The organism is Bacillus paramycoides (assembly GCF_001884235.1).
Lineage (GTDB): Bacteria > Bacillota > Bacilli > Bacillales > Bacillaceae_G > Bacillus_A > Bacillus_A paramycoides.
In genome coordinates, this window is record NZ_MAOI01000066.1 from 73007 (window position 1) to 99842 (window position 26836).

At 36.3% G+C, this 26836-nt stretch carries 30 protein-coding genes; 24 read left to right on the forward strand and 6 right to left on the reverse strand.

Going from position 1 to position 26836, the window contains the following annotated elements; all coding sequences use genetic code 11:
* Window positions 1-46: 46 nt before the first annotated feature.
* Entirely contained in the window at window positions 47-514 is a 468-nt protein-coding gene (locus tag BAU28_RS11035; RefSeq protein ID WP_071718578.1) for a hypothetical protein, read from the forward strand.
* A 26-nt stretch (window positions 515-540) separates the two neighbouring features.
* Here BAU28_RS11035 and BAU28_RS11040 read toward each other — a convergent pair whose 3' ends face one another.
* Window positions 541-1191, reverse strand: a complete 651-nt coding sequence (locus tag BAU28_RS11040; RefSeq protein WP_071718579.1) for a GTP pyrophosphokinase — start codon at window positions 1189-1191, stop codon at window positions 541-543.
* Between the two features lie 491 nt (window positions 1192-1682).
* On the opposite strand from BAU28_RS11040, the gene BAU28_RS11045 reads away from it, so the two are divergent.
* Window positions 1683-3176, forward strand: a complete 1494-nt coding sequence (locus BAU28_RS11045; RefSeq protein ID WP_071718580.1) for a YcdB/YcdC domain-containing protein — start codon at window positions 1683-1685, stop codon at window positions 3174-3176.
* Window positions 3177-3230: 54 nt separating this feature from the next.
* On the opposite strand, the gene BAU28_RS11050 is transcribed toward BAU28_RS11045, so the two are convergent.
* A complete protein-coding gene (locus tag BAU28_RS11050; RefSeq protein ID WP_071718581.1) occupies window positions 3231-3461 on the reverse strand; it encodes a hypothetical protein in 231 nt (76 codons plus the stop codon).
* Between the two features lie 259 nt (window positions 3462-3720).
* On the opposite strand from BAU28_RS11050, the gene sigK reads away from it, so the two are divergent.
* The gene (gene sigK / locus BAU28_RS11055; protein ID WP_000051382.1) at window positions 3721-4434 is read left to right on the forward strand and encodes an RNA polymerase sporulation sigma factor SigK; all 714 of its coding nucleotides are present in this window, start codon (window positions 3721-3723) and stop codon (window positions 4432-4434) included.
* Window positions 4435-4725: 291 nt separating this feature from the next.
* On the forward strand, window positions 4726-5514 hold the full coding sequence (locus BAU28_RS11060) for a phosphatidylserine decarboxylase (protein WP_071718582.1): 789 nt from the start codon (window positions 4726-4728) through the stop codon (window positions 5512-5514).
* A gap of 153 nt (window positions 5515-5667) precedes the next feature.
* Here the strand turns inward: BAU28_RS11060 and sda are convergent, their stop codons facing one another.
* Window positions 5668-5823, reverse strand: a complete 156-nt coding sequence (gene sda, locus BAU28_RS11065; RefSeq protein WP_000850094.1) for a sporulation histidine kinase inhibitor Sda — start codon at window positions 5821-5823, stop codon at window positions 5668-5670.
* A gap of 246 nt (window positions 5824-6069) precedes the next feature.
* Here sda and BAU28_RS11070 point away from each other — a divergent pair, with 246 nt between their 5' ends.
* The 8 genes from BAU28_RS11070 (at window position 6070) to BAU28_RS11105 (ending at window position 11202) form a co-directional block, all read left to right on the forward strand.
* Window positions 6070-6582, forward strand: coding sequence for a YqeG family HAD IIIA-type phosphatase (locus BAU28_RS11070; RefSeq protein ID WP_071718583.1), 513 nt, complete (start codon window positions 6070-6072; stop codon window positions 6580-6582).
* Between the two features lie 3 nt (window positions 6583-6585).
* Window positions 6586-7692 carry a ribosome biogenesis GTPase YqeH gene (yqeH, locus tag BAU28_RS11075; protein WP_002173528.1) on the forward strand — a complete coding sequence of 369 codons (1107 nt, stop codon included), beginning with the start codon at window positions 6586-6588 and terminating at the stop codon, window positions 7690-7692.
* Between the two features lie 15 nt (window positions 7693-7707).
* Window positions 7708-8541, forward strand: a complete 834-nt coding sequence (aroE, locus tag BAU28_RS11080; RefSeq protein WP_048372264.1) for a shikimate dehydrogenase — start codon at window positions 7708-7710, stop codon at window positions 8539-8541.
* 4 nt (window positions 8542-8545) lie between these two features.
* Window positions 8546-8839, forward strand: coding sequence for a ribosome assembly RNA-binding protein YhbY (yhbY, locus tag BAU28_RS11085; RefSeq protein ID WP_048372262.1), 294 nt, complete (start codon window positions 8546-8548; stop codon window positions 8837-8839).
* 135 nt (window positions 8840-8974) lie between these two features.
* The gene (locus BAU28_RS11090; RefSeq protein WP_071718584.1) at window positions 8975-9544 is read left to right on the forward strand and encodes a nicotinate-nucleotide adenylyltransferase; all 570 of its coding nucleotides are present in this window, start codon (window positions 8975-8977) and stop codon (window positions 9542-9544) included.
* A complete protein-coding gene (gene yqeK, locus BAU28_RS11095; RefSeq protein WP_071718585.1) occupies window positions 9534-10103 on the forward strand; it encodes a bis(5'-nucleosyl)-tetraphosphatase (symmetrical) YqeK in 570 nt (189 codons plus the stop codon). Before BAU28_RS11090 ends, yqeK begins: the two co-directional genes overlap by 11 nt.
* Window positions 10100-10456: a ribosome silencing factor gene (gene rsfS / locus BAU28_RS11100; RefSeq protein ID WP_025147394.1), complete on the forward strand. Its 357-nt coding sequence runs from the start codon at window positions 10100-10102 to the stop codon at window positions 10454-10456. The genes yqeK and rsfS overlap by 4 nt, the downstream gene beginning before the upstream one ends.
* Window positions 10453-11202: a class I SAM-dependent DNA methyltransferase gene (locus BAU28_RS11105; protein WP_025147395.1), complete on the forward strand. Its 750-nt coding sequence runs from the start codon at window positions 10453-10455 to the stop codon at window positions 11200-11202. The genes rsfS and BAU28_RS11105 overlap by 4 nt, the downstream gene beginning before the upstream one ends.
* Before the next feature lie 172 nt (window positions 11203-11374).
* On the opposite strand, the gene comER is transcribed toward BAU28_RS11105, so the two are convergent.
* On the reverse strand, window positions 11375-12202 hold the full coding sequence (comER, locus tag BAU28_RS11110; RefSeq protein ID WP_002173521.1) for a late competence protein ComER: 828 nt from the start codon (window positions 12200-12202) through the stop codon (window positions 11375-11377).
* Between the two features lie 77 nt (window positions 12203-12279).
* Between comER and BAU28_RS11115 the strand changes: the two genes are divergently transcribed.
* The 3 genes from BAU28_RS11115 (at window position 12280) to BAU28_RS11125 (ending at window position 15836) form a co-directional block, all read left to right on the forward strand.
* Window positions 12280-12879, forward strand: a complete 600-nt coding sequence (locus tag BAU28_RS11115) for a helix-hairpin-helix domain-containing protein (RefSeq protein WP_071718586.1) — start codon at window positions 12280-12282, stop codon at window positions 12877-12879.
* 63 nt (window positions 12880-12942) lie between these two features.
* Window positions 12943-13500: a ComE operon protein 2 gene (locus tag BAU28_RS11120; protein ID WP_002173519.1), complete on the forward strand. Its 558-nt coding sequence runs from the start codon at window positions 12943-12945 to the stop codon at window positions 13498-13500.
* Between the two features lie 14 nt (window positions 13501-13514).
* Window positions 13515-15836: a DNA internalization-related competence protein ComEC/Rec2 gene (locus tag BAU28_RS11125; RefSeq protein ID WP_071718587.1), complete on the forward strand. Its 2322-nt coding sequence runs from the start codon at window positions 13515-13517 to the stop codon at window positions 15834-15836.
* Between the two features lie 31 nt (window positions 15837-15867).
* Here BAU28_RS11125 and BAU28_RS11130 read toward each other — a convergent pair whose 3' ends face one another.
* Entirely contained in the window at window positions 15868-16002 is a 135-nt protein-coding gene (locus BAU28_RS11130; RefSeq protein ID WP_000997609.1) for a YqzM family protein, read from the reverse strand.
* A 350-nt stretch (window positions 16003-16352) separates the two neighbouring features.
* Between BAU28_RS11130 and holA the strand changes: the two genes are divergently transcribed.
* Entirely contained in the window at window positions 16353-17363 is a 1011-nt protein-coding gene (gene holA / locus BAU28_RS11135) for a DNA polymerase III subunit delta (protein WP_048372250.1), read from the forward strand.
* An 81-nt stretch (window positions 17364-17444) separates the two neighbouring features.
* On the opposite strand, the gene rpsT is transcribed toward holA, so the two are convergent.
* Window positions 17445-17702 (reverse strand): 30S ribosomal protein S20, encoded by a 258-nt coding sequence (gene rpsT, locus BAU28_RS11140; protein ID WP_001274011.1) that lies wholly within the window; start codon window positions 17700-17702, stop codon window positions 17445-17447.
* A gap of 180 nt (window positions 17703-17882) precedes the next feature.
* Between rpsT and gpr the strand changes: the two genes are divergently transcribed.
* The 8 genes from gpr to dnaK all read left to right on the forward strand — a co-directional run bounded on the left by gpr (window position 17883) and on the right by dnaK (window position 26825).
* Window positions 17883-18986 (forward strand): GPR endopeptidase, encoded by a 1104-nt coding sequence (gene gpr / locus BAU28_RS11145; RefSeq protein WP_071718588.1) that lies wholly within the window; start codon window positions 17883-17885, stop codon window positions 18984-18986.
* Window positions 18986-19354 (forward strand): DUF3679 domain-containing protein, encoded by a 369-nt coding sequence (locus BAU28_RS11150; RefSeq protein ID WP_071718589.1) that lies wholly within the window; start codon window positions 18986-18988, stop codon window positions 19352-19354. Before gpr ends, BAU28_RS11150 begins: the two co-directional genes overlap by 1 nt.
* Window positions 19355-19557: 203 nt before the next feature.
* Window positions 19558-21381 (forward strand): elongation factor 4, encoded by a 1824-nt coding sequence (lepA, locus tag BAU28_RS11155; protein ID WP_071718590.1) that lies wholly within the window; start codon window positions 19558-19560, stop codon window positions 21379-21381.
* Between the two features lie 189 nt (window positions 21382-21570).
* A complete protein-coding gene (locus tag BAU28_RS11160) occupies window positions 21571-21945 on the forward strand; it encodes a winged helix-turn-helix transcriptional regulator (protein WP_025147403.1) in 375 nt (124 codons plus the stop codon).
* Window positions 21946-21996: 51 nt separating this feature from the next.
* Window positions 21997-23136: a radical SAM family heme chaperone HemW gene (hemW, locus tag BAU28_RS11165; protein ID WP_071718591.1), complete on the forward strand. Its 1140-nt coding sequence runs from the start codon at window positions 21997-21999 to the stop codon at window positions 23134-23136.
* A 129-nt stretch (window positions 23137-23265) separates the two neighbouring features.
* Entirely contained in the window at window positions 23266-24282 is a 1017-nt protein-coding gene (gene hrcA, locus BAU28_RS11170) for a heat-inducible transcriptional repressor HrcA (protein ID WP_002173511.1), read from the forward strand.
* A gap of 114 nt (window positions 24283-24396) precedes the next feature.
* Window positions 24397-24963 (forward strand): nucleotide exchange factor GrpE, encoded by a 567-nt coding sequence (gene grpE / locus BAU28_RS11175; RefSeq protein WP_071718592.1) that lies wholly within the window; start codon window positions 24397-24399, stop codon window positions 24961-24963.
* Window positions 24964-24989: 26 nt separating this feature from the next.
* The gene (gene dnaK, locus BAU28_RS11180) at window positions 24990-26825 is read left to right on the forward strand and encodes a chaperone protein DnaK (protein ID WP_002173509.1); all 1836 of its coding nucleotides are present in this window, start codon (window positions 24990-24992) and stop codon (window positions 26823-26825) included.
* Window positions 26826-26836 lie beyond the last annotated feature (11 nt).

Genomic DNA, 26836 nt, shown 5'->3' on the forward strand with positions numbered 1-26836 from the left:
GTGAGGCATTTTTGCCTCATTTTTTCTTTTTAGGAAGGGTGAAAAGATGAGAGGTTTTACGGGGAAATTAGGAGTCGCTATTCTAGTCGGACTATTGTTAGTTGGTTGTCAATCTAAAGAGGAGCATATAGAAAAGAAAACAGTCGCTAAGAAGACGGAAGAACAAGTACATATAACGAAAGAAGAAGAGGGGGCTATTCAAGGGGTTATTGAAGCATATGTACGAACGACGAATGAAAAAAACTTCACTGAGCATATGACGTTATTTTCAAACAAAATGCTCGGTGCGGAAGACTTAAAAACACAAAAGGAAGCGGCATTTCAAAAGGGAAATAAGAAAATCGAATTGGAACATATGAATATGAAAGCTCTTAAAGGTGGGCTTGTTATTGTTGAAACAGAGGAAAAGGAAATAGACGGGGGAATTACTCTTCAGAAGAAAGTACAATATGGGCTTGGAAAAGAAGATGAAGGATGGAAAATTGAAGAGGTTCGTACGATAGAAAAGAAATAAAAAGGTTCTCATAGGAGAGAACCTTTTTAAAGTGGTAATAAAATTTGATTTGAACATGCTTCAATGTCATCAATATCTTGACGGATTGTCGCCATTTTATTATCGAGATCTTCAGCTTTCATAGCAGCATCGTGCAGTTCATCCTTCAAATAATCAGGTATGTTTCCTTCATATTTGTAGTAAAGTTTATGTTCTAAACTTGCCCAAAAGTCCATCGCAAGTGTACGTAATTGAATTTCTGCAAAGACATCTTTCGTACCAGAATTTAGTGCTAATGGATATTTTATTATCATGTGTAAACTTTTATAGCCATTTTGTTTTGGATTAGCAATATAATCTTTTACTTCTACAATCTCCATATCTTCGCGCTTCTCAATAACCTCTTTTAAATGATAAATATCTTCTACAAAGCAACATGTAATACGGATGCCGATAATATCTTGTAATTGTGTTTGAGCATTTTCAACTGTTGGTGATAAGTTTTTACGCTCAAGCTTCCTAATGATACTTTCGGGTTGTTTAAGTCTTGTTTTTATATGTTCAAACGGGTTGTAGTCTTCTAAAAATTGAGCTTCCCGGTTCATAATTTCAAATTTAGTTTTTAACTCTTCTAAAGCGAATGTATAAGGTAATACAAAGGCTTTCCAGTAGTTAACTGTTGATTGGTTATATTCCATTTATATACACACCTTTTCCTATTTACAAGTGAAGTTGCTATTATACTAAACACCAAATCATGTAGGCGCAAGCAGCAAATGATGAAATCATAAAGCGATATTTAGTTTTCATATTTTCAACTCCTTTCAAATGAAATTTTATATATGAATAAACGCGATTGTTAGTAAGTTCGCTATGTACAATTCTTATAGTAATAGATTCATGTGAAATTCGTATGAACTAATTGTTTCAGTTTTTTGTCTTTTTTCTTTATGTATAGGGATTATGATCTTGATGCATTAATGCAATTTTGATTTATGGTTATAAAGAATAAAATTATATCAGCGATTTTTTAAAATATATCGACCGCAACTCCAATTATATGAGCGATTTTTAAAATATATCAATTTACCGATAAAAACTGACAATAGTAGCCTCTCCTTATCATTTGTTATCATCCTTTTTTTGGAAAGGTGTTATGATTAATTTAACTTATATATAAGGGGAGGAAATGATGAATCAAAAAGATAAAGAAAGAAAAAAACAAGTAGCACATATTATTGAAATTACAGATGATTATAGGCTTGTTGTAGATGATAAAGAAGGGGTGGATGACCCACATCATCTATTATGGTGGGAACATAAAGAGGATGTGGAGAAAACGATACAAATTTCATTGAATAGACATACAGATGACCTATTTGAATTAAGGATAGATGATGATAATTATTTTCCAAGTAATAATGAAAAGATGGACGAGAACAAGGCGAAGGAGATTGCGAATGAATTTATAAAAAAACATTTGCGAGAAGGATTTGAATTTTATACATATGTGTATGTGGAGGATTGGCGAGATTTAAAGGAAGTAAATTATATGCAAGAGGTGAATGGATATCCATTGCCGAATACAGGGTGTGTTGTGCGAGTGCATCCTTCAGGGAATGTTGTGAATTTCTCCTATAACGGACGAAAAAGTATACAAGAAAAGCCGTTATGGCCAATTGAAATTGTTAATGAGAACATCGTTTTAGAAAATCTGAAAGCTAGACAAGATATGAGGCTGGTGTTTGCTGATTTAACATTCTCCTCATGTGCATATGAAAATGGACAAGAAATAAAAGGATATCACCTTTTGTATGAGCCAGAACCTGTCCATGCGTCTATTCATGCAAGTACAGGTAAGGATTTGTTTGGACCAGATCACTATAAATTACCTCCAACAGTAGAGGTTATCAAACCGACAAAAGGTAGTCAACAAGATGATATATTTGCTTTGTTTGATTGGGATAAAGAAAGTTTTACAAAAGTAGATGAGACGGAAAATGAATTTGAAATAAGGATGAAATTTGTACCGAAAGAGGAATTGCAAAAAGAAAGAGAAGAGAAGAATCCATATTTAATGAATGAATTTTTTAAAAAACATTTGCCGATGTTAAAGTATAATAATTTAGTTGGCATTACTATTAATAAATCAACCAATGAGTTAATTGGCTTTATAAAACTGACAGAAGCTAAAGAAGCAAAACAAATACTGTCAAGAGAGGAATGCTTACAGAAAGCACTTCAATTTTTAGAACGAGTTATTCCAGATGTTACACAATATCTTCATCTTTGGGATGAACGTGATGAGGAAAAATATGGAGTTGAAAGATTTTTCTTTTCCGTATATGTGAATGGGATTCCAGTAGAGTATATGCAATTTATGATCAACATCAATACAGAAAATGGTGCTGTGATGCACTACTCAGGAGAATCTAGCAACATTATAAAAGAATTGCTCACATATGAAACAACACCAAAAGTAACAAAAGAAAAAGCGTTAGAAATATATAAAAAGGCCATCCGAGTTAAATTAGAATGGTATATAGATAATGATGCAGAGGAAACGATATATCAATTACTGTATAAACAAACGACGGATGAAAATCGTAAAGAGTTCTTCGATTTTAGCCGAGAAATTCGTTATATTGATGCACATACTGGGGAGAAGATTTGGAGTAAATAAGTCTTTAAATAGGGAAAAAGGTCTTCGAGAGAAGACCTTTTTTAGAAAGAAAATTTACTCTTCACATGTATTAATTTTGTATAACCACCGCTGTGCACTAGCAGGTGGTCCATCTATTCTCCACTTTATAGTACACATTCCGCAGGAACAGTGAACTTTTCCTTTTGCAAAAATACCGGTAATTTCAGGAATATGGCCCCAAGCATGCTTCACAATATTCATTTTCCTATTTATAATGCGTTGGCGTTGAGGTCTTGTATAAGCACGTGTTCTTTCAAATTTCATATTTGTAATCCCTCCTTGTAGTACAAGTAGCTTGTAAGAGTGTACAAGGAGTTCATCTCTTACAAGCTACTTATGAACAAGAGGGTAATGAAATGTTTCATATTCCACTCTCCAATCTTTTGTTTAAGTATACGTAGCGAAGCTTTGTGAGACAAATAGTATGCTTAAAAAACATATTGGAATGATATCGTACAGACACAAACAACCTCACGCCCACATACACATAGTAAAGACCACTATTTTGGCGGAGGTGAAGGGTTTGAGTCTATTCGCCGCAATTGGATATATGGTTCGAGAAGTGTTTGTATTTGTTTCTTATGTGAAGAACAATGCGTTCCCGCAGCCGTTATCATCAGATGATGAGAGAAAGTACTTAGAGTTAATGGAGCAAGGTGATGCTCAAGCGAGAAATCTTTTAATTGAACATAATTTACGGCTTGTAGCTCATATTGTTAAAAAATTTGAAAACACCGGTGAAGATGCAGAAGATTTAATTTCAATTGGTACAATTGGGCTTATTAAAGCGATCGAAAGCTATTCAGCAGGGAAAGGAACAAAGCTTGCAACTTATGCAGCACGCTGTATTGAAAATGAAATTTTGATGCATTTACGTGTACTGAAGAAAACGAAAAAAGATGTCTCACTTCATGATCCAATCGGGCAAGATAAAGAGGGGAATGAAATATCACTTATTGATATATTAAAATCAGAATCTGAAGATGTAATTGATATGATTCAGTTAAGTATGGAGTTAGAGAAGATTAAAGAGTATATCGATATTTTAGATGAACGAGAGAAAGAAGTGATTGTGAAGCGTTTTGGGCTTGGGCTTGATAAGGAGAAAACACAAAGGGAGATTGCGAAGGCGCTTGGTATTTCAAGGAGCTATGTATCACGAATTGAAAAGCGTGCTTTAATGAAAATGTTCCATGAATTTGTGCGAGCTGAGAAAGAGAAGAAAGCAAAAGAATAATGTACATTGTAGGCAGCTACACTTTAAAAGTGGCTGCTTTTCTTTCGGAAAAAAGGAAAGAAAACGAGCCGCTCTAAGAAGAAATACATGTTCACTGTTGAAAATGACGGGTTCTATCTGTAATATTAGAAGGTGCTAACCAATTTAAGAATAAAAATTATACTTAGTTTTTCTTCGTGTATAACGAAGCGGCTCCATTCTATATGTGGGAATAAGAACCAATTTTACATATGATATAGAGAGAAAAGAAGGGGAAACTAAAGTTACAGACTGATTAGGAGGTTTCGCAATTTGCGACGTACATTATATCGACTTATGATCGAACTTACAAATGGTCGTTTTACTTCTTATATATTACGTAAATTTGCACAATCTCGTTTAAGCTCTATCATTATTCCATCGTATGCGAAAGTTTTTCAAATCAATCAAGATGAGATGGAAAAGGGTTTGAAGGAATATCGAACATTGCATGATTTATTTACACGTAGGCTAAAAGAAGGAAAACGTAGTATTGATACAGACGCATCGAGTATCATTAGTCCTGTTGATGGTGTTTTTGCTGATCAAGGTCCTATTGAGGATACAAAAACATTCGATATTAAAGGCAAACGATATTCAATAGTGGATATGCTAGGTAATGAAGAGCGTGCAAAACGATATGCAGGCGGTACATATATGGTAATTTATTTGAGTCCAAGTCATTATCATCGCATTCATAGTCCACTTTCAGGCTCTGTGACTGAAAGATTTGTACTCGGTAGAAAATCATATCCAGTAAATGCAGCCGGTATGGAATATGGGAAAGAACCGTTGTCGAAAAATTATCGCTCTGTTACAGAAGTAAATAGTGAAGGCGAACATATGGCGCTTGTAAAAGTAGGGGCAATGTTTGTAAATAGTATTGAGCTTCTTCATGAAAGAAGTACTGTTCAAAAAGGCGAAGAGATGGCATACTTTACATTTGGTTCAACAGTTGTTTTATTGTTTGAAAAAGATATGATTGAAGTAATGAAGGAATTGACAAGTGGACAAGAGCTTCGTCTTGGTGAAAAAATTGCAACTCGATTATCTCGTAAGTAAAGAAAAGATTTTATTATAAACTTGTGAAGGCTCTAATTAAGAAATATGGACAAAGGTGCTTAATGAAGAAATCCCCTAGATAGGAGTACTTGTTTATTCGAGAGCCATCGTAGGATGGCTCTTTTTACAGGTCAATCAGTAATCTATATGTACTCAAGAAGATTTGACAAGCTTGTCCTCTAATGAGCGTCTAATAATTTCTTGTTTTATAAGTAAAATGAAGTCGGGATTTAATTTTAGCTCTTTTGCTTTATAATAAGACTCAGTGAGTAACTCAGTAGATAACTGTTCCATATGTTTTGTTTTCAAGGTGAGTCACCTCCTAATAATATAAGGATTGATTCGTTGTTGCATTTAATGTACCAAAAAAATATGACAGTCACAAACAAGGGGTTATCCACATACCTCAGTGGATAAAATGTGCATAGATTGTTAGTAAATTCCAAATTGACTGAAAAATTAATGTGGAAAGTGTGTACAAGTTTATCCACAGGTTATCTATCGAAAAATGTTGTCGAAAAATTTTATGAAAAATCCTCAAAGAGGTGAAAGAAATTGAAGTTATTTTTACCAAATGAATATGTGAAAAATGTATATCATGTTCAACCAGAAGATTTGAAAAAACGAGGAATTAAAGGGGTTATTACTGATTTAGATAACACTTTAATTGAATGGGATCGTCCAAACGCAACACCACAGCTTGAAGAGTGGTTTTTGAAAATGAAAGAAAATGACATTCAAGTAACGGTCGTTTCAAATAATAACGAGCAACGCGTTAAAGACTTTGCTGATCCATTAGGTATTCCATTTATTCATAGTGCGCGTAAACCGCTTGTTCGCGCATTTAAGCGTGCGATACAAGAGATGCAATTACAGCCAGATGAAGTCGTAGTAATTGGAGATCAGCTACTAACGGATGTGCTCGGTGGAAATCGAGTAGGACTTCATACAATTTTAGTTGTGCCAGTAGCGCAAACGGACGGATTGGTGACGCGCTTTAATCGAAAAATCGAGCGAAGAATTATGAGAAATATGAAGAAAAAAGGCTTAATTAACTGGGAGGAATAAAGTTTGACTGAAACAATTAAATGTATTGGTTGCGGTGTAGAAATTCAAACAGAAAATAAAAATGAAGTAGGATATGCTCCTGCATCATCTTTAGAGAAGGAACAAGTAATTTGCCAACGCTGTTTTCGTTTGAAACATTATAACGAAATTCAAGATGTATCTTTAACAGATGATGATTTCCTTCGCATTTTGAATGGAATTGGACAATCAGACGCACTAGTGGTCAAAATCGTAGATATTTTCGATTTCAATGGTAGCTGGTTACCAGGCTTACATCGTTTTGTAGGGAATAATAAAGTATTACTTGTAGGGAATAAGGCTGACTTAATTCCAAAGTCAGTTAAGCATGATAAAGTAAAACATTGGATGCGCTATAGTGCAAAGCAACTTGGTTTAAAACCAGAAGATGTCTTTTTAATTAGTGCAGCTAAAGGGCAAGGAATCGCTGAACTTGCTGAGGCAATTGAATATTACCGCGGAGGCAAAGACGTTTATGTTGTCGGATGTACGAATGTTGGTAAATCAACATTTATTAATCGTATGATTAAAGAGTTTAGTGATGAAACTGAGAATGTAATTACAACATCTCATTTCCCAGGAACAACACTTGATTTAATTGATATTCCATTAGATGAAGCATCATCTCTATATGATACACCGGGTATTATTAATCATCATCAAATGGCCCATTATGTTGGGAAACAAAGCTTAAAGCTTATTACACCGACTACAGAGATTAAGCCAATGGTATTTCAATTAAATGAGGAACAAACATTATTCTTTGGCGGATTAGCACGATTTGATTATGTAAGTGGAGGCCGTCGTGCATTCACTTGTCATTTCTCAAACCGTTTAACAATCCATCGCACAAAGCTCGAAAAGGCTGATGAATTGTACGAAAGACATGCTGGGGAATTATTGAATCCACCGACACCAGAAGAATTAGAAAATATGCCTGAGTTTGTGAAATATGAATTTAATATTCGTGAACCGAAAACGGATGTTGTATTCTCTGGATTGGGCTGGGTTACTGTAAATGAATCAGGAGCGAAAATTGTTGCTCATGTACCAAAAGGAGTAAGTGTTTCATTACGTAAATCTTTAATTTAATATGGAGAGGGATTTATGAAACAATTATATGGTGTAATCGGAAATCCAATTGGACATTCATTATCACCCGTTATGCATAACGATGCATTTGAACACTTGAATATGGATGCCCACTATCACGCGTTTCTTGTAGAAGAAGAAACGTTAGGGGAAGCAGTAAAAGGTTTAAAAGCATTAGGAATTTCAGGGTTTAATGTAACAACTCCGCACAAAGTTGCAATTATGGAGTATCTAGATGAAGTTGCCCCGCTAGCAGAGCAAATCGGTGCAGTAAATACGGTCGTTCATCGAGAGGGAAAATTGATTGGGTATAATACGGATGGAATTGGTTTTGTTCGTGCCTTACAGTCAATTAGTAAAGATCCGCTTCAAGAGAAACGTATTTTATTAATCGGTGCAGGCGGTGCTAGTCGAGCTATTTACTTTTCACTTGCAGATGTAGGTGTGAAAGCAATTGATATTGCTAATCGTACTGTAGATAAGGCGGAAAATCTTATCGCTGGATGCATGGGAAATGTTAATTCACATGCTCTATCGCTAGAACGCGCAGCGGAAGTTCAAGGGGAATATGATATTATCATTCAAACAACAACGATAGGCATGCATCCGCATGTTGAGTATGCACCGCTAGAAATTCGTTCGTTGAAACAAGGAACGATTGTTTCTGATATTATTTATAATCCATTTGAGACGAAAATTTTAGGCGATGCGAAAGCACAAGGTGCAACAATTCAAAATGGAATCGATATGTTCGTTTATCAAGGTGCACTTGCATTTGAAATGTGGACAGGTCGTGTGCCGAATATTGATAGAATGAAACAATTAGTAATGAGAAAGCTTGGAGGCTAATTATATGTTAACAGGAAAACAAAAAAGATTTTTACGTGCGCAGGCACATCATTTAACACCGATTTTTCAAGTTGGAAAAGGCGGCGTAAATGAAAATATGATTAAACAAATTGCAGACACTTTAGAAGCACGTGAATTATTCAAAGTGAGCGTGTTACAAAACTGTGAATTTGATCGCCGTGAAGTTGCAGAAGAGCTTGCACAAGGTGCACGTGCTGAAATCGTTCAAGTAATTGGAAGCACAATTGTTTTATACAAAGAATCAAGAGAAAATAAGCAAATTAAGCTTCCACGATAAAAGGTATAAGTGAGTTGTTTCGTAATTGACGCTTGATATGTAGAGAGCGAAACCAATTGAACTTTTATTAACAGTAGACTCTCTTCGAATGTTTATGGGGAGAGTTGCTGTATGTAAAAGGAAGGAGCGTTTCTTTTGAGAAAAATTGGCATTATTGGCGGCACATTTGATCCACCTCATAATGGGCATTTGTTAATTGCGAATGAAGTGTATCATGCGCTAAATTTGGAAGAGGTATGGTTTTTGCCAAACCAAATTCCGCCGCACAAACAAGGCCGTAACATTACGAGTGTGAACAACCGATTAAACATGCTGCAAATGGCGACTGAAGAAGAAGCATACTTTTCAATTTGTTTAGAAGAGCTAAACAGAGAAGGCCCATCTTATACGTATGACACGATGTTACAATTAACAAGGAAGTATCCGGATGTACAGTTTCACTTTATTATTGGCGGAGACATGGTTGAGTATTTACCGAAATGGTATAACATTGAGGAGTTACTCAAGCTTGTAACTTTTGTTGGAGTTGCAAGACCAGGTTATACATTGCATACGCCTTATGATATCGTAAAAGTGGAAATTCCAGAGTTTGCAGTTTCTTCCTCTTTGTTGCGTGAGAGATACATGGAGAAGAAAACGTGCAAATATTTACTTCCTGAAAAAGTACAGGTATATATCGAGAGGAATGGGTTGTATGAATCGTGAAAAAGCACTTAAAATTGTCAAACAACAAATGCATGAAAAACGTTATATACACACGATTGGTGTAATGGAAACAGCGATTGAACTTGCTCGGTTATATGGTGTAGATGAGAAAAAGGCAGAGATAGCTGCTATATTTCACGATTATGCAAAATGTAGAGCGATTCCAGAAATGGAAGGGATTATTAAGAGAGAAGCTTTGCCGAAGGATCTACTTCACTATAACAAAGAGTTATGGCATGCACCTGTTGGGGCATACTTAGTAGAAAAAGAAGTGGGCATTACTGATCCTGAAATTCTACAAGCTATTACATATCATACAAGTGGTCATGAAAAAATGACAATGTTAGATAAAGTTATTTATGTGGCAGATTACATTGAACCAGGTCGTAAATTTCCTGGTGTGGAAGAAGCGAGAAAACTCGCATATAAAGATATAAATCAAGCTTTATTGTTTGCTTTAAAGCGAACAATTCAATTTTTAATGGAAAAAGATCAAACGATTTATCCATTAACATTCCAAACATACAACGCAGTTATCAAGGAGGAAATTACTAAATGAAAGATAAAGAGTTATTAGTATTAGCGGCAAAAGCAGCTGATGATAAGAGAGCAGAAGATATGGTTGTACTAAATATGCAAGGAATTTCACCAATTGCTGACTATTTTATTATTTGTCACGGGAATTCAGACAAGCAAGTGCAAGCAATTGCACGTGAAATTAAGTCGAAGGCACATGAGTTGAAAATTGATGTTCAACGTATGGAAGGTTTTGATGAAGCACGTTGGGTTTTAGTAGACCTTGGTGATGTAGTTGCACATGTATTCCATAAAGATGAGCGTGATCACTACAATTTAGAGCGTCTATGGGGCGATGTGCCGCGTGAAGATATCGCAGATGAGTTAGATCAATGAAATACGAACAATTTGCATTGCTGTATGACGAACTGATGAATGATGTCCCTTATGATAAATGGGTGGAATTCACAGAAGAAAGTTTGCAACAGGCATCTATGAAAGAGGCAAAAATTCTTGACGTAGCATGTGGAACTGGTAACGTAACACTTCCGCTTGTGCGAAAAGGTTATGATTTAATTGGTGTAGATCTTTCGGAAGAAATGTTAACTGTCGCGCAGCAGAAATTGGGGGGAGAAGGTTACTTTATTCCTTTTTACCAACAGGACATGAGAGAGCTCGATGTTCCTGGTGAATTCGATTGTGTGACAATCTTTTGTGACTCATTAAACTATGTATTGCAAGAAGATGGAGTGCAAGAAACATTTAGAAGAGTTTTCCACCATTTACGTCAGGATGGCTTGTTTTTATTCGATGTACACTCTTTATATAAAATACATCACGTATTTCAAAATGAAACATATACAGTGAATGGCGAAGAAATATCACTTATTTGGAACTGCTTCCCTGGAGAAGAATCAGATAGTGTGGAACATGATTTGACATTCTTTGTACAAGATTCAGAAGAAGATGTGTATCATCGTTTTGACGAATGTCACGTGCAGCGTGCATATTCGGTTGAAGTGTTAACGAAATGGCTTGAAGAATCTGGGTTTACGGTGCTTCGTGTCACAGGTGATTTTGAACGAATTGAAGTGACGGAACAAACAGAGCGCATCTTTTTTATGGCGAAGAAGAATGGATAAAACAAAAGCAACCGATAAGGTTGCTTTTGTTTTATAGAAAAGATGTAGTTTTAGTTCTAGAAAAATAAAAAGATGAAATGTGTAAAGTGTAAAAATGCTAGTTTTAGTGAAAATGTAGTATGAAAAAGATACGTATTAATAAAAAGGATTTGGAATTACGATGGCGTATTTATTATGTGTGTTTATTGAATTGCTGCTCAACGCACTTTAAATCTTCATCAAATTTCTCATGTGTCCGTTCAATTAATTTATGGAACATATCCCCGACGTGCTCTTCTAAAATACGAATACCTTCTCCTGTAACACCGCCTTTGACACATACCTTTTCTTGTAATGTGGGTAATGTGAAAATCTCTTTTTCAAGTAATTTCCCCATTCCAATGACCATTTCACTTACTAAAGTAGTGGCTTCTTCATGTGTAATATTTGTTTTATCTACAGCAGCGTTAATGAAACATTGTAATAAATAACTAAAAAAAGCAGGGCCACAGCTTGCTATATCAGATGAAACGCGCGTTATATTTTCTTCTATAACAAGGGGAGTAGAAATGTTTTTGAATAGACGAAGTAGTTTTTGCTGCCATTCTTCAGAGCAGTTATTTCCAAAGGTAAAAAGTGATGCGCCGGATAAGGCGCGGTTTGTGATGCTTGGAATGATACGCGCGACATGGCAAGGTACAAGAGTTTCTAATTGTGCTGGAGATATTGGACTTGTGATAGAAACTAAGCACTTTTCATCAGAGAAATGTTCAGCGTATTTTTGTAGGATAGGATATATATCTATCGGTTTTACGCAAATGAAAATAAGCTGCGATTGTTCGATTACCTCTTGGATTGTTTTGGCTATATGAACAGAAGGGTATTTTTCTTTTATATGATATGCTTTGGCAGGCGTCCGATTAATAATAGTAAGGCACGAAGGTTTGACAGCACGGGTTTCTAAAAATGCATCGATTAGTATATTCCCCATGTTCCCTGTCCCTATAATTCCTATATTCAATGTTTCATCCCTCCTTCGTAACAGCGTTCTCCTAAACAATATGAATGATGTTATAAATTTATGATTAGAGGTGTAAAATGATGTGGGATTTTCCGAAAAAATGGTTGGGATTAGTAGTTATTATTGGTATTGTGATATTCCTTTTTTTCTGGAAAACGAACCAGCATACAGAACAATCACTCATTACAATGGATGTTCAAGCGAAAGATGTGGAGAAAAAAAGCAAACCGAAAGTATCGGATACAAAGGAACAGAAGAAAATAATTATAATTGATGTAAAAGGAGCGGTTTTTAAAGAGGGTGTGTATGAAATGAAGGAAGGGGACCGGGTGAAGGACGCGGTTGAAAAAGCTGGTGGTTTGTTGCCAGATGCAGATATGAAGAAAGTGAATTTGGCGCAAATGGTCCAAGACCAAATGATTCTTTATGTTCCTAACAAAAATGAGCTAGTGCAAGAAGGAGCTGCTTTTTCAAAAAGCGAGGGTAAAGTGCAAATAAATACAGCTTCTAAAGAGCAACTGGAAAAAATAACGGGTATTGGTTCTCGGAAGGCGGAAAGTATTTTGAAATATCGAGAAGAACACGGCCCGTTTCGGAAAATAGAAGATTTATTGGAGATTGATGGGATTGGAACGAAGTCCCTTGAAAAAATAAAAGATCAAATAATTATTCCATAAAAGATTGACGAAGTTTTTCCTCTTTCGCTACACTACAAGTAGACAAAAAAGTAGGTGAAAAATATGGAACGAATTTCATGGGATCAATATTTTATGACGCAAAGCCATCTGTTATCTTTGCGTAGTACGTGTACAAGACTTGCGGTAGGAGCGACGATCGTTCGTGATAAACGAATTATTGCTGGTGGATATAACGGTTCAATTAAAGGTGGTGTACATTGTATAGACGATGGTTGTTACGTCATTGATAATCATTGTGTTCGTACAATTCATGCTGAAATGAATGCTTTATTGCAATGTGCGAAGTTTGGTGTAAAAACAGAGGAAGCGGAAATATACGTTACGCATTTCCCTTGTCTACAATGTTGCAAGGCGATTATTCAAAGTGGTATTACAGCAGTTTATTATGCACAGGATTATAAAAATCATCCGTATGCTATAGAGTTATTTGAACAAGCAAATGTGACAGTGAAGCACGTTCCGCTAGAGTATGACATTGCATCGCTAGAGGAACAAGAACGTCATTTGCAGCTAAAAGAACTGTTTGCATCTTTAGAAAAAGATAACTTGTCAATGGAAGAATTACAGCGTGTATTCACTGAAGCAAAAATGATGCTATAAGGGGTGGATATGAGTTGCAGGGACAATGGGGCTATGTTGCAATCTCGTTTATAATGGGGATTGCAATTGCCTTTTCCTCGTCGTATTTGTTGAATGCTTGTTGTTTCGTTTGTTATGTTTTATTTTGTTTATATCGTACTTCGTGTAAAACCTTCATTTTTTGTATGTTAGCGTGTTTTAGTGGCGCTATGTACACCACGTATGTTCAGAGTCAAAACAAGCCGCTAGGAGAGCCCTACGAAGTTACACGAGGGGTTATACAAAATACACCTCTTATTAATGGGGATCGCCTTTCTTTTCAAATTGAAGATCAAAATAAAAATATAGTGCAGTTAAACTATAAAATTCAATCTGCTTCGGAAAAGAAGCAATTGCAACGCTTATATGCAGGAATATCATGTGAATTTAAAGGGAAGGTGAAAGAACCACAAACTGCTCGGAATTTTCATGCTTTTGATTATCGTAATTATTTATATCAGCAAAAGATACATTTTATATTCGATGTGACATACATTTCTGAATGTCAAAAAACATCGTTGTCACTCGTGCAATGGATTTTCCTTCTCAGGCAGCAAGCAATCTCAAAAGTTACAGAAATGTTTCCAGAACAATCAGGTGCGTTTATGAATGCATTATTATTTGGAGATCGACAACAAATGACGTTTGAAGTAGAAGAGCAATATCAACAATTTGGTCTTATACATTTGTTGGCAATTTCAGGATCACATATCGTATTATTAATGGTTATGATGTATTTTGTTTTACTAAGAGGTGGTGTGACGAAGGAGGTAGCAACAGTATGCCTTATAGTTTGTATTCCTCTGTATATGATCATAGCGGGGGCGTCGCCATCTGTTGTGAGGGCTTCTATAACAGGAGTTTTATTATTGGTAGCTTTCATGTGTTCTGTTCGCTTATCTAGCCTAGATGCCCTAAGTATAACAGCCATATGCATGCTTATATACAACCCGTATCTTGTTTTTAATATTGGATTCCAATTCTCATTTGTAGGTAGTTTTGCTTTATTACTATCTGCGCCGATATTATTAGGGCGTAGTAATGGGGTAGTTCGGAATTCTATTTATATTTCTATAATTTCACAGCTCGCTAGTACCCCGATCTTGTTATATCATTTTGGTTATTTTTCTCCTTATAGTATTTTCCTCAATCTTATATATGTTCCTTTTCTATCCATCATTGTATTACCGTGTAGCATTTTTATTTTTATATGTATGCCAATCATTCCATTTTTCGCAAAAGGAATTGCATATGCACTTTCAATATGTTTAACCATTTCTAATGATTTTCTAAGTTACTGTGAAAGTTTCCCTTTTATCCGACTTACTTTTGGTCAAACTCCTTTATTTCTTGTAGCTATATATTGTTTTAGTGTTGTTAGTATATTTGTGATCTGGGAAAGAGTAATAATGAAAAAAAATTTGGTCATAGTTGTGGGTGTATTTCTTCTTATTAGTATTTGTCATTATGTATCCCCATATTTTCGCGCAAGTGGGAGTGTTACATTTCTTGATGTTGGTCAGGGAGATGCAATATTAATTCGTCTCCCATACGATAAAGGGGTCTACCTTATTGATACAGGTGGAGCGCTTCATGTCAAGAAGGAAGCATGGCAAGAAAAAAAGCATGAATTTTCTGTTGGGCATGATATTCTTGTTCCTTTTTTACAAAAGGAAGGTATAAAAACAATTGATAAATTAATTGTAACGCATGGAGATGCGGATCATATAGGTGATGCACTGGATTTATTATCTTCTATTACTGTAAAAGAAGTTGTATTTGGGAGAAAGGAGCAAGATGCTGTATTAGAAAAAGTGTTGAAGAAACAGGCATTAGAAAAGAGAGTGAAGATAAGTGTAGTAGGAGAAGGTGAGAGTTGGAGGATAAATGAAGCGGAATTTTTCGTATTATCTCCAAAGGGGAAAGAAAAAGGCGAAAATGACTCCTCGATTGTAATATGGGCGAAATTAGGAGGACTAACGTGGCTATTTACGGGTGATTTAGAAGAAGCAGGAGAAAAGTTTATAGTATCGACATATCCTGAGTTGCGGGCTAATATTTTAAAAGTCGCCCATCATGGGAGTAAAACATCGTCTGCAGATCCCTTTTTAAGCCTTGTACGGCCTAGTGTGGCGATTATTTCTGTGGGAGAACGTAATAGGTATGGGCACCCGCATAAGGAAGTTATAGAGCGTTTTAAGAAGATAGGTACTGAAATATGGCGCACGGATAAGCAAGGTGCTATTTCCTATGTTTTTAATGGAGAAAAAGGAACCTTTCAAAGTAAAATCACATATGATGAAACACATAATAGATGAAAAAAAGAAGACTGCCATTAAGCAGCAGCCTTTAAGAACCGATGAATTTAATAACAGTTGCAATAATGAAAAGTGTTGCGAAAAAACCAAATGAGACGATAAATCCTACCCCTGAATCAATAGCGTCATTGCGTTTACTTTGAACGTTTTGTTCAAAATCATTCATTTAGAATCCCTCCCCAACATTCCATTTTAGTATAAAATATTGTCAGAAAAAAATCTACAATTTCCATATGAAGAGAAATAGAGCATTTGTATACTATTTCTAGTTAGCTAAGAAGTGTGAGTTTTTCATTTCCAAGCATGTTAACAGTTGGCACTTATACTAGAATTATTATTGTAAATAATAAAGGGAAGGTGATTAACGCACACCAATAAGAAACCCGGGGCTTATTGCGTGGCGTTTTATATAAATAAAGGGACGGGTTATAAAGCCTGTTCCTTTGTACTTGTAAAACAAAAGCTAGGGCATTAGTATAAATATATATATTGCCAAGTTAGGGAGTAGGAAAAAGTATGAGTGATATACATAAGAAAATAAAAAAGAAACAGTTTGCTTCGTTGTATGTACTGTATGGAACGGAAGCCTATTTTATAAATGAAACGATAAAACTTATTACAACGGAAGCGCTTGAAGAGGAAGATCGAGAGTTTAATGTTGTGACATACGATTTGGAAGAGGCATATTTAGAAGATGTAGTTGAGGATGCACGTACGCTTCCCTTTTTTGGGGATCGTAAAGTTATATTAATAAAATCACCGTTATTTTTAACGTCACAAAAAGAGAAATTAGAGCAAAATATAAAAATTTTGGAAGAATATATTGGGGAGCCATCTCCTTTTTCTATTCTTGTTTTTGTTGCGCCGTATGAAAAATTAGACGAACGAAAAAAAATTACAAAACTATTAAAGAAAACAGCGGATGTAGTAGAAGCGAATGCTATGCAAGTGCAGGATGTACAGAAGTGGATTGTGTCTCGTGCAGATGAGGTGCATGTGCATATTGATAATGCAGCTGTTAGTTTGTTGTTAGAGCTTGTAGGAAGTAATGTAACGATGTTGGCGAAGGAAATGGACAAGTTAACGTTATACGTTGGTATGGGAGGAGAGGTTACACCGAAACTTGTTGCAGAGCTTGTGCCGAAATCTGTTGAGCAAAATGTGTTTGCTTTGACGGAGAAAGTGGTAAAAAAAGATATCGCGGGTGCGATGCAAATTTTGGATGGATTATTTACGCAGCAGGAAGAACCAATTAAGCTGCTCGCGTTATTAGTAAGTCAATTCCGCTTGCTACATCAAGTGAAAGAGTTGCAACAGCGTGGTTATGGACAAAATCAAATTGCGTCTCATATTGGTGTACATCCGTATCGTGTAAAGTTGGCGATGAATCAAACGAAGTTTTTCTCTTTTGAAGAATTAAAAAAAGTTATTATAGAATTGGCGGAAGCGGATTACAGTATGAAGACGGGAAAGATGGATAAGAAGCTTGTGCTCGAGTTTTTCTTAATGCGTTTAAATCATATGTAATGATACAAAAAGTTCATGTACTAAGTACATGAACTTTTTGTATGTAAAAAAACGACCCAAATGGATCGTTTTTTAAACGCCTTACGCGTTTACTTGTTTCGCTAAGCGAGATTTTTGACGAGCTGCAGCGTTTTGGTGGATAAGACCTTTACGAGCTGCTTTGTCAAGTTTTTTAGAAGCAGTTTTGAAAGCTTCTTTAGCATTTTCAAGATCGTTATTAGTAACTAAAGCTTCTACAGTTTTAACAGCAGAACGCATGTCAGACTTGATAGAAGCGTTATGTGCACGACGCTCTTCGCTAAGTTTAGCGCGTTTGATAGCAGATTTGATGTTTGCCATACTTTTCACCTCCCTGGTGCAATCGAATGACTCGATTCTTACATAGAACAAGTGATATTCTATCAAACGGTGAAGAGAATTGCAATAGTATATCAATGAAATTTCACGTAAAGGAAAGAATGGCCTTATATAACTTTGGGAAATCTAACGATATTTACTATGAATTACGGAGGAGATACGATGAAAGAACCATTAGATTTAAGTAAATATAATGTTAGAACTGACCTTGCTGTAGAGGCGCACCAAATGCTGCAAGAACGCCAAGAAGAACAAAAAGGGATACAAGGAGTAATTGTAAAAGAGAGGGAAGAAGAGGGTGTTACAATTACGAAAGTAACTATTGATGAAATTGCATCTGAATCGATGGGGAAAAAACCTGGGAATTATTTAACTCTTGAGGTGCAAGGTATACGGCAGCAAGATACGGAACTTCAGCAAAAGGTAGAGCGTATTTTTGCAAAAGAATTTTCTTATTTCTTAGAAGATGTTGGAGTTACAAAAGAAGCGAGTTGTTTAATCGTCGGCCTTGGGAATTGGAATGTAACACCGGATGCACTCGGACCGATAGTTGTAGAAAATGTATTGGTGACAAGACATTTGTTTAAATTGCAGCCTGAAAGTGTGGAAGAAGGTTTCAGGCCTGTAAGTGCAATTCGTCCGGGGGTAATGGGGATTACAGGAATTGAAACGAGCGACGTCATTTATGGAATTATTGAGAAAATAAAACCAGATTTTGTCATCGCAATTGATGCATTAGCTGCACGTTCTATTGAACGAGTAAATAGCACGATACAAATTTCTGATACAGGAATTCATCCTGGATCTGGTGTTGGAAATAAGCGTAAGGAACTAAGTAAAGAAACATTAGGTATTCCTGTTATCGCAATTGGTGTTCCGACAGTGGTCGATGCCGTCTCGATTACAAGCGATACAATTGATTTTATTTTGAAACATTTTGGACGTGAACTGAAAGAAGGAAACAAACCGTCACGCTCTTTATTGCCAGCAGGTTTTACATTTGGAGAAAAGAAAAAATTAACAGAAGAAGATATGCCGGATGAGAAGAGCAGGAATATGTTTTTAGGAGCTGTTGGTACGTTAGAAGACGAAGAAAAGAGAAAGTTGATTTATGAAGTGTTATCACCTCTTGGTCATAATTTAATGGTGACCCCAAAAGAAGTAGATGCGTTTATTGAAGATATGGCAAATGTAATAGCAAGTGGTTTAAATGCAGCACTACATCATCAAATCGATCAAGATAATACAGGGGCATATACACATTAATGGAAAGAAACAGAAGTTTTTTGAGTCGATTTGCGCTCTTGTGTATATGCGGTACAGTCGTATGTTTACTTATGATGATAGCTGGAGTGGGACTCGCTAATCAAGGTTTAAAAAGTATGAAGGGGTATCGTCAGTTGTCATATGAACAAATTGCTCAAATGACAGGAACAGAAGGTACCGGGGCTGAATCGGAGATTTTGGGAAATGTATTTTCAGCCGCCGAAAAACAAAAACAGCTGGAAAACTTAAGGAGTTTTAATGTCGTAGAAGGTATTGGTATGGCAATAGCAAGTGCTGCTTACGATATAACTAAGTTTGGAACGGATATAGTTGTTGGGAAAATAAAAGGAATTTTTAGTGAAGGATAGCGGGAAGGACGGTTGTCTATTGTTTTGTAAGAAAGCCGTCCTTTAATTTGAAAAAGGTTTGTCTCTTATGGTTTGTTCGCATAAGATATAGATAGAATGATTTGTATTGTAAGCAGCACGAGTTTTCATTGAATCTTTGCTGCTCTATTGATATAATCAGTGCTAGTGTATATTGGCGAGACTATTAGGAGTTGAGAACATAGATGAATAAAGAAGAAAGAGCAAAAAGACAGTCGAACATTCGTAATTTCTCTATTATTGCTCATATTGACCACGGAAAGTCAACGTTAGCAGACCGTATTTTAGAGAAAACAAACGCGTTAACACAACGTGAAATGAAAGCTCAATTGCTTGACTCTATGGATTTAGAGCGTGAGCGTGGTATTACAATTAAATTAAACGCAGTACAATTAACGTATAAAGCAAAAGACGGTGAAGAGTATATTCTTCATTTAATCGATACACCAGGACACGTCGACTTTACGTACGAAGTATCTCGTAGTTTAGCGGCTTGTGAAGGCGCAATTCTTGTAGTAGATGCAGCGCAAGGTATTGAAGCGCAAACGTTAGCAAACGTATATTTAGCGCTTGATAACAATTTAGAGATTTTACCAGTAATTAATAAAATCGACTTACCAAGTGCGGACCCAGAACGTGTGCGTCAAGAGGTAGAAGATGTAATTGGTTTAGATGCATCAGAAGCAGTACTTGCTTCAGCAAAAGCTGGGATTGGTATTGAAGAAATTTTGGAACAAATCGTTGGAAAAGTACCAGCTCCGACAGGTGATTCGGAAGAGCCGTTACAATGTATGATTTTCGACTCTTTATATGATCCGTACCGCGGTGTAATTGCTTATATCCGTGTTGTAAATGGAACGGTAAAAGTTGGCGATAAAGTACGTATGATGGCAACTGGAAAAGAATTTGAAGTAACAGAAGTAGGTGTGTTTACACCGAAAACAACGCAACGTGACGAGTTAACAGTAGGTGATGTAGGTTTCTTAGCAGCATCGATTAAAAACGTTGGTGATACACGCGTTGGTGATACAATTACACACGCGAAACGTCCTGCTGCAGAGCCGTTAGCAGGATATCGTAAATTAAACCCAATGGTATTCTGTGGTTTATATCCGATTGATTCTGCACGTTATAACGACTTACGTGATGCATTAGAAAAACTAGAATTGAATGATTCTGCTCTTGAGTTTGAGCCAGAAACATCTCAGGCGCTAGGATTTGGTTTCCGTTGTGGTTTCTTAGGACTTCTTCACATGGAAATCATTCAAGAACGTATTGAACGTGAATTTAAGATTGACTTAATTACAACAGCGCCAAGCGTTATTTATAAAGTTTATTTAACAAACGGTGAAGATGTTATTGTTGATAATCCATCAAATATGCCAGATCCACAGTCCATCGATCGTGTAGAAGAGCCGTTTGTGAAGGCTTCAATTATGGTTCCGAATGACTATGTTGGAGCTGTAATGGAAATTTGCCAAGGTAAACGTGGAACGTTTATTGATATGCAATATTTAGATGAAACGCGTGTTACATTGACATATGAAATCCCGTTATCAGAAATCGTATATGATTTCTTCGATCAATTGAAATCAAATACGAAAGGATATGCATCATTTGACTACGAGTTAATTGGTTATAAACCATCTAAACTTGTGAAAATGGATATTCTTTTAAATAATGAACAAGTGGATGCTTTATCATTTATTGTGCACCGTGATTCAGCGTATGACCGTGGTAAAGTAATTGTAGAGAAACTAAAAGAATTAATTCCAAGACAACAGTTCGAAGTGCCGATTCAGGCAACTATCGGAAACAAAGTTGTAGCCCGTTCTACAATTAAGGCGATGCGTAAAAACGTACTTGCAAAATGTTACGGTGGTGACATTTCTCGTAAGCGTAAACTTCTTGATAAGCAAAAAGAAGGTAAAAAACGTATGAAGTCTGTTGGTTCTGTAGAAGTACCACAAGAAGCATTCATGGCTGTATTGAAAATGGATGATAACTAATAAAGTGAAACTATAATCAGTGGTTTTTCAATCCTTATTGATTATTAGTCCGCGCTAATTGGATTAAAAGTAGAAGCCGTTCGTTCGGCTTCTTTTTTATTGCTAAGTACTTTTTAGACATCTGAGCCTCTCTCATTTACAATGATGAGAGAGCTTTTTAGTGATTGATCTAGAGTTAGGAGACTATTAATGTCCGAAAATATTCGAAAAGATATTCAAGATAAAATACAAAATGGTAATTTTAATTGTGAAAAGGAATTGACGCTTTCTATTATTAGTGGGAAGTGGAAAGTTGTGATATTGTGGCACCTCGGTGTAGAAGGGCCCCATCGTTTTAGTGAATTGCAACGACTATTCCCGAGCATTTCTCATAAAGTGTTGTCGAATCAACTAAAAGAATTAATGGAGGATGGGATTGTTGAACGAACGGTATATCCAGAAATTCCTCCGCGTGTTGAGTATTATATGACGGAACTAGGCATGTCGCTTTTACCAATCGTTGAAATGATGTATGATTGGGGAAAAATGCGAATGGAACAAATTCGTAATACGTTAGAGAAGTAAAAGAGCCTCCCGAGTGCGGAGGTTTTCTTTGTAGAAAGGTAGGAGTTATATTTGGTACAAGCTGCATATATTCATATTCCATTTTGTCAGCATATTTGTCACTATTGTGATTTTAATAAAGTATTTATTGAACGCCAACCGGTTGATCAATACTTGCAATATTTAGAGAAAGAAATAGTAAATACGGTTCGAAAAGTACCGTTTGAAAGCATGAAAACGATTTTTGTTGGCGGAGGAACTCCGACAGCCTTAAATATGGAGCAAACAAAAAAACTACTCGACATTATAAACCGTCGTTTGCGTCCATTTGCTCCGAATTGTGAGTTAACGTTTGAAGCGAACCCAGGTGATTTACCGAAAGAGAAGTTGAACTTATTACTAGAAGGTGGAGTAAACCGAATTAGTTTTGGTGTGCAAACGTTTCGTGATGAGCTACTTGAGAAGATTGGGCGTAAACATACGAGGGAAGATGCATTTGTAGCAATTCGAGAAGCGCAGGAAGTTGGCTTTACAAATATTAATGTAGATATAATTTATGCTTTGCCAGGACAGACGATAGAAGATGTAAAAGAAACATTAGACATTGCCTTCACGCTTGGTGTACAACATTTCTCAGCATATTCATTAATTGTGGAACCGAAGACTGTATTTTATAACTTAATGAATAAAGGGAAGTTGAGACTTCCGGGTGAAGACCATGAAGCGAAAATGTATGAAATGGTAATGGATGAAATGGAGAAACATGGTTATAGCCAGTATGAAATTAGCAACTTCTCAAAAGGTGATAATGAAAGTAGACATAATCTCACATACTGGAATAATGAAGAGTATTATGGTTTTGGAGCTGGAGCGCACAGTTATGTGAATGGAGAACGAATTCAAAATGTAGGGCCGCTCAAGCAATATTTCACTAAAATTGATGAAACAGGATTTCCATATTTAGATGTTCACATAGTGACGGAGAAAGAAAAAATGGAAGAAGAGTTGTTTTTAGGGCTCCGAAAAACAAAAGGTGTTTCTAAGGTAGAATTCCAAAAGAAATTTAATGTGGAAATGGATCACGTTTTTGCAAAGCAGTTACAAAGCAACCAAGAACAGGGGTTACTTGAAAACAGAGATGGACATGTTTGTTTAACGAGGAAAGGGAAACTATTAGGGAATGAAGTATTCCAGTCATTTTTGATTGATTAATTGTTCCATAAGCGTGAAAAAGTTTCGTGATTTCGTGACGTTTCCGTTGACAATTGAATGTCAATTTTGGTAAGTTATTAATAGATTTAGCACTCGAAGACAAAGAGTGCTAACAGAGGTGATGATGAGATGCTTACGGAACGTCAGCTCTTAATTTTACAAACAATTATTGATGACTTTATTGGATCAGCGCAACCTGTTGGGTCGAGGACGTTGGCTAAGAAAGATGAAATTACGTTTAGTTCAGCTACTATTCGCAATGAAATGGCTGATCTAGAGGAACTAGGATTTATTGAAAAAACGCATAGTTCTTCTGGGCGTGTTCCTTCTGAAAAAGGGTATCGTTTTTATGTAGACCATCTTTTAGCGCCACAAAACTTACCTAACGATGAAATTGTACAAATTAAAGATTTATTTGCTGAAAGAATTTTTGAAGCGGAAAAGATTGCACAACAATCTGCTCAGATTTTGTCAGAGCTTACGAATTATACGGCTATTGTTCTTGGTCCGAAGTTAAGCACAAATAAACTTAAAAATGTACAAATTGTACCGCTTGATCGTCAAACAGCAGTCGCTATTATTGTTACGGATACAGGGCATGTACAAAGTAAAACGATTACCGTTCCGGAATCTGTTGATTTATCAGATTTAGAAAAAATGGTTAATATTTTAAATGAAAAGCTATCGGGTGTACCTATGTCGGAACTTCATAATAAAATCTTTAAAGAGATTGTTACAGTCTTGCGTGGGTATGTTCATAATTACGATAGTGCAATAAAAATGTTAGATGGTACATTTCAAGTTCCTTTATCGGAAAAGATATACTTTGGAGGAAAAGCAAATATGCTTTCGCAGCCAGAGTTCCATGACATTCAAAAAGTAAGGTCCTTGCTGACGATGATTGATAACGAAGCTGAGTTTTATGATATTTTGCGTCATAAACAAGTAGGTATTCAAGTGAAAATTGGCAGGGAAAATTCTTCGATAGCTATGGAAGATTGTAGTTTAATTTCTGCAACGTATTCGATTGGAGAAGAGCAACTAGGAACAATTGCGATTTTAGGTCCGACGAGAATGCAATACTCTCGTGTAATTAGTTTGTTGCAGTTGTTTACAAGACAATTTACAGACGGACTTAAAAAGTAAATGAGAGTAATACATTCGCTCAAGTGATGAAATTTTCATTGCTGTGTGTAATATATAATGCTTAGGTAATCATGCTATACATGATACCTAATACCTTTTAAGGAGGTGAAAATTGTGGAAGAGCGTAACGAACAAGTGGTAGAAGAAGTGAAAGAAGCGCAAGTTGAAGAAGCTGTCACGACAGAAAACGGTGAAGAAGCTGTAGAAGAAAAAAGTGAAGCTGCTCTTTTACAAGAGAAAGTAGATGAGTTACAAGCGAAACTATCGGAAACGGAAGGTCGCACACTACGTCTACAAGCTGATTTTGAAAATCATAAGCGCCGCGTCCAAATGGATAAACAGGCTGCTGAAAAATATAGAGCACAAAGTCTTGTGTCAGATATTCTGCCAGCTCTTGATAATTTTGAAAGAGCAATGCAAGTGGAAGCAACTGATGAGCAAATGAAGTCCTTATTACAAGGTATGGAAATGGTGCATCGTCAATTGTTAGAAGCACTGACTAAAGAAGGTGTTGAAGCGATTGAAGCTGTTGGTAAACAGTTTGATCCTCATGAGCACCAAGCTGTTATGCAAGTAGAGGACAGTGAGTTTGAATCAAACGCGGTTGTGGAAGAATTCCAAAAAGGTTATAAACTAAAAGACCGTGTGATTCGCCCATCAATGGTAAAAGTAAATCAATAATTTACATAAATGTAGGAGGATTCGCTATGAGTAAAATTATCGGTATTGACTTAGGTACAACAAACTCTTGTGTAGCTGTTATGGAAGGTGGAGAACCAAAGGTTATCCCAAATCCAGAAGGAAACCGTACAACACCTTCTGTTGTAGCTTTCAAAAATGAAGAGCGTCAAGTTGGGGAAGTTGCGAAACGTCAAGCAATTACAAACCCAAATACAATTATGTCTGTTAAACGTCATATGGGTACAGACTATAAAGTAGAAGTTGAAGGTAAAGATTATACACCTCAAGAAATTTCTGCAATCATTTTACAAAACTTAAAAGCTTCTGCTGAAGCGTACTTAGGTGAAACAGTGACGAAAGCTGTTATTACAGTACCAGCATACTTCAACGATGCAGAACGCCAAGCGACAAAAGACGCTGGTCGTATTGCTGGTTTAGAAGTAGAACGTATTATTAACGAACCAACAGCAGCAGCACTTGCTTATGGCTTAGAGAAGCAAGACGAAGAACAAAAAATTCTAGTATATGACTTAGGTGGCGGTACTTTTGACGTATCTATCCTTGAGTTAGCAGATGGAACATTTGAAGTTATTTCAACTGCTGGTGACAACCGTCTTGGTGGAGATGACTTTGACCAAGTTATCATCGATCATTTAGTAGCTGAATTCAAGAAAGAAAACAACATTGACTTAAGTCAAGATAAAATGGCACTTCAACGTCTGAAAGATGCAGCTGAAAAAGCGAAAAAAGATCTTTCTGGTGTAACGCAAACACAAATTTCATTACCATTCATTAGTGCTGGAGCTGCTGGTCCATTACACTTAGAATTAACGTTAACAAGAGCAAAATTCGAAGAGCTTTCAGCAGGTCTTGTTGAAAGAACATTAGAGCCAACTCGTCGTGCATTAAAAGACGCTGGTTTTGCTCCAAGCGAATTAGATAAAGTTATCCTTGTTGGTGGTTCTACTCGTATCCCAGCTGTACAAGAAGCAATTAAACGTGAAACGGGTAAAGAGCCATATAAAGGTGTAAACCCAGATGAAGTTGTAGCATTAGGTGCTGCAGTTCAAGGTGGCGTACTTACTGGTGATGTAGAAGGCGTTCTATTATTAGACGTAACTCCACTTTCTTTAGGTATTGAAACTATGGGTGGTGTATTTACGAAACTAATCGAGCGTAACACTACAATTCCAACAAGTAAATCACAAGTATTCTCAACAGCTGCTGATAATCAACCAGCGGTAGACATTCACGTGCTACAAGGTGAGCGTCCAATGTCAGCTGATAACAAAACACTAGGTCGTTTCCAATTAACAGACCTTCCGCCAGCACCACGTGGTATTCCACAAATCGAAGTAACATTCGATATTGATGCGAACGGTATTGTTAACGTACGTGCGAAAGACTTAGGAACAAGTAAAGAGCAAGCTATTACAATCCAATCTTCTTCAGGTCTTTCTGATGACGAAGTAAATCGTATGGTACAAGAAGCTGAAGCAAATGCTGACGCTGACCAAAAACGTAAGGAAGAAGTTGAACTTCGCAACGAAGCTGACCAACTTGTATTCCAAACAGATAAAGTTGTAAAAGATTTAGAAGGTAAAGTAGATGCAGCTGAAGTAGCGAAAGCAACAGAAGCGAAAGAAGCATTACAAGCGGCAATCGAGAAAAACGAACTTGATGAAATCCGTGCGAAAAAAGATGCTCTTCAAGAAATCGTACAACAATTAACTGTTAAATTATATGAGCAAGCTCAAGCGGCTGCAGGGCAAGCAGAAGGTGCGCAAGGAGCACAAGACGCTGGCGCGAAAAAAGACAATGTAGTTGACGCTGAGTTTGAAGAAGTAAAAGAAGACAAGTAATATAAATAAGT